The sequence below is a fragment of the Ideonella azotifigens genome (assembly GCF_006519715.1).
GTDB lineage: Bacteria > Pseudomonadota > Gammaproteobacteria > Burkholderiales > Burkholderiaceae_C > Ideonella > Ideonella azotifigens.
In genome coordinates, this window is the sequence record NZ_VIDT01000694.1 from 1 (window position 1) to 2,774 (window position 2,774).

Annotated in this window: 4 protein-coding genes and 1 pseudogene; 2 read left to right on the forward strand and 3 right to left on the reverse strand. The window is 66.3% G+C overall.

Going from position 1 to position 2,774, the window contains the following annotated elements; genetic code table 11:
- A pseudogene (locus FKP22_RS34075) lies at window positions 1–104 on the reverse strand (cysteine hydrolase); the annotation flags it as partial.
- Between the two features lie 144 nt (window positions 105–248).
- Between FKP22_RS34075 and FKP22_RS26390 the strand changes: the two are divergent.
- Window positions 249–962: an NUDIX hydrolase gene (locus FKP22_RS26390; RefSeq protein WP_141290871.1), complete on the forward strand. Its 714-nt coding sequence runs from the start codon at window positions 249–251 to the stop codon at window positions 960–962.
- Between the two features lie 72 nt (window positions 963–1,034).
- Here the strand turns inward: FKP22_RS26390 and FKP22_RS26395 are convergent, their stop codons facing one another.
- Both FKP22_RS26395 and FKP22_RS26400 read right to left on the reverse strand, forming a co-directional pair.
- Complete coding sequence (locus FKP22_RS26395) at window positions 1,035–1,595, reverse strand: flavodoxin family protein (protein WP_141290873.1); 561 nt, start codon at window positions 1,593–1,595, stop codon at window positions 1,035–1,037.
- A gap of 150 nt (window positions 1,596–1,745) precedes the next feature.
- Window positions 1,746–2,534, reverse strand: coding sequence for an NAD(P)H-dependent oxidoreductase (locus FKP22_RS26400; protein WP_141290875.1), 789 nt, complete (start codon window positions 2,532–2,534; stop codon window positions 1,746–1,748).
- Between the two features lie 89 nt (window positions 2,535–2,623).
- On the opposite strand from FKP22_RS26400, the gene FKP22_RS26405 reads away from it, so the two are divergent.
- On the forward strand, window positions 2,624–2,774 hold a 151-nt coding region (locus FKP22_RS26405), incomplete at its 3' end, for a LysR family transcriptional regulator (protein WP_141290877.1).

A 2,774-nucleotide genomic window follows, 5' to 3' on the forward strand; every position in this document is an offset into this window, starting at 1 on the left:
GTGCGCTGGCCGCTGACCGGGTCGAGCGGCCACCAGTCTTGCGGCAGGTCGCAGAAGTCGTTCTGCGGGTCGATGATGAGCAGCTGGATCTTCTGGCGGGTCATGGACTTCCTCGGGTCTTGAAGCATCGATGAGCCGCACTGTAGATGACTTTGTTTAATGTTGCAACTATCTATTCCGCACAGGCCGGACGGGCTTGGTTGCTAGACTGAACAAAGTCCTTCCCCTCACAGAGTTCGTTTTCTTTCATGGCCCTCAAGCCAAGCTCCCCAGCTTCCACGACCGAATTCCCCGCCGTGATCTGCACTGTCGACGTGGTGCTGCTGACGCTGAAGGACCAGGCCCTGCACGTGGTGCTCGTGGACCGCGACCGGCCGCCGTTTGCCGGCGTGCCAGCCCTGCCGGGCGGCTTCGTGCATGTGCAGGAGGACGCGACCGCCTGGCACGCAGCGGCGCGGGCGCTGCAGGAAAAGGCCGGCATCGTCAGCCCCTACCTGGAGCAGTTGGCGACCTGGTCCGGCGCGAAGCGCGATTCGCGCGGCTGGTCGGTGTCCATCGTCTACTACGCGGTGGTCGCGTTTGAACTGCTGCCGGCGGACCGGCCAGGGCTGCGCACCGCGCCCATCGACAGCCTGCCCAGCCTGCCGTTCGACCATGGCGAGATGGTCGCCACCGCAGTGGCGCGGGTGCGCACCAAGAGCCAGTATTCGTCGCTGCCGATCTACCTCTGCGGCGAGCGCGTGACGCTGCCGCAGCTGCAGGCGGTGTACGAGGCGGTGCTGGGCGAGCCGATCAACAAGGTGAGCTTTCGCCGCAAGATCGAGGAACTGGGCATGCTGGAGCCGATTGCTGGCGAAACGACGATGGCCGGCGCGCACCGCCCGGCCCAGGTCTACCAGCTGCGGCCGCAGTACCGCCGCAAGCTCTCGGTGGTGCCGCGCGGCATCAATGCGCTCGGGTAGCGCCTTCGTCGGCGCATGAAAAAAGGCCGGCATGTTGCCGGCCTTCGCGCGTCAGGAGAAGACGCTGTGACTTCAGGCGAAGCGCGCGGTCGTGGTGGCCAGGCGCTGGCCGAAGGCCTTGGCAGTGGCGATGTCGCCCGGGACCATTTCGTCGGCCGAAGCGTCCGACGGCGTGGCGGTCATCAGGCCGCCGAACGAGGCGACGTAGTTGATGTCGTTGCGCGTGGCGGCCTTGCTGTTGGACGGCATCATGCCGGTGCCCACCCACAGGCCGCTGTGCTGCATCGCCAGCGTGGTGAGGTAGTGCAGCGTGCTGAGCTTGTCGCCGTTCATCGAGGCCGAGTTGGTGAAGCCGGCGAACAGCTTGTCCTTCCAGCCTTGCGTGAACCAGACCTTGGAGCTGGCGTCGGCGAACTTCTTGAACTGCCAGCTCACGGTGCCCATGTAGGTCGGCGAGCCGAAGACGATGGTGGTGGCCGCGGCCAGCTGTTCCCAGCCGCCTTCGGGCAGGTTGCCTTCGGCGTCGATGGCCAGCAGGCTGGCGGCGCTGCCAGCGCCTTCGGCGACGGCCTCGGCGATCTTCTTGGTGTGGCCGTAGCCGCTGTGATAGACGATGACGATGGATGCAGACATGGCGAGCCTTGGAGCGAGGGGTTGAGGGAGTCAGCAGGAGCGCTGGATTGGGCTCGATTTTGAGAACCCCCGGGGCTCGCGTGGTTCATGCGCTTCGACTGCATCGTTCTGCGGATTCGAATGGTCAGCGGTGTTTCGAGTCAGGAACAGTCAACGGTCCGGCGATGTTTCGGCAATGTGCGCCAGCAAGCCGCTTTGGCCCGGCGCCACTTGTTCGGCCAGCGCGTGCCCGTCCGGGTAGTCGCCGCCGTTCTGCGGGCGAAAGGCGATTGGCGCGTCACTGAACAGGCCGGCCAGTCGCGCTTGCCAGGCCAGCCGGGCCGCGGCGACACGTGCATCGTCCAGGCGACCAGTGCCGTAGACCGCATGCGTGGGCAGCACCGCCATGCCGGGGAAAAACAGCGTGCCATGCGTGATGGGGAACAGCAGCTGCTCCAGCGGGCCGTTGATGCCACGCGGCGCGTAGTCTTCGGCCGGCCCGCCGACGGTGACTGACAGCAGCGCGCGCTTGCCCTGCAGCCCGCCTTCGCCATAGCGGTAGCGGTTGCCGGCGCCCTGCCAGCCATAGGCCAGGCCGTAGGCAAACACGCGGTCCACCCAGCCCTTGAGGATGGCCGGCATGCCGAACCACCACAGCGGGAACTGCAGGATCAGCGCATCGGCCGCGAGCAGCTTGCGTTGCTCTTCTTCGACGTCCGCCGTCTGCAGCCCGTTCGCAAACGCGTGGCCAGATTCGGCGATGAAGTCCAGCCGCTTGGCGTTGGCCCGGCTGGGGAAGTCCTGCGCGTCGAACACTGCCTTCCAGCCCATCGCATGCAGGTCCGACTGCATCACCTCGTGGCCTTGCTGTAGCAGCGTCGACACCGCCTCGTCCACCAGTTGGCGGTTCAGCGAGCGGGGCTCGGGATGGGCATGGACGATCAGCACGCGGCGGCTCATGGGATGGCTCCTGAAGGGGGAAGGCCGCCAGTCTGGCCGGCTACGAGTCATCCGTGAAATCACCAGATCGATTGGCTACCATCCACCACATGGATGGCGAAAAGCGACTCGACCTGAACCTGCTGGCCACGCTGGAGGCCTTGCTGGCCGAGCAGAACGTCACCCGGGCCGCTGCGCGGCTGCACCTGAGCCAGCCGGCGGTCAGCGCCCAGCTGAACCGGCTGCGCACGCTGTTCGACG

Bases quoted from the DNA above. Each gene is read 5' to 3' on its own strand.
- FKP22_RS26390 (WP_141290871.1), top strand. From the start codon at position 249: ATGGCCCTCAAGCCAAGCTCCCCAGCTTCCACGACCGAATTCCCCGCC.
- FKP22_RS26395 (WP_141290873.1), bottom strand. From the start codon at position 1,595: ATGTCTGCATCCATCGTCATCGTCTATCACAGCGGCTACGGCCACACC.
- FKP22_RS26400 (WP_141290875.1), bottom strand. From the start codon at position 2,534: ATGAGCCGCCGCGTGCTGATCGTCCATGCCCATCCCGAGCCCCGCTCG.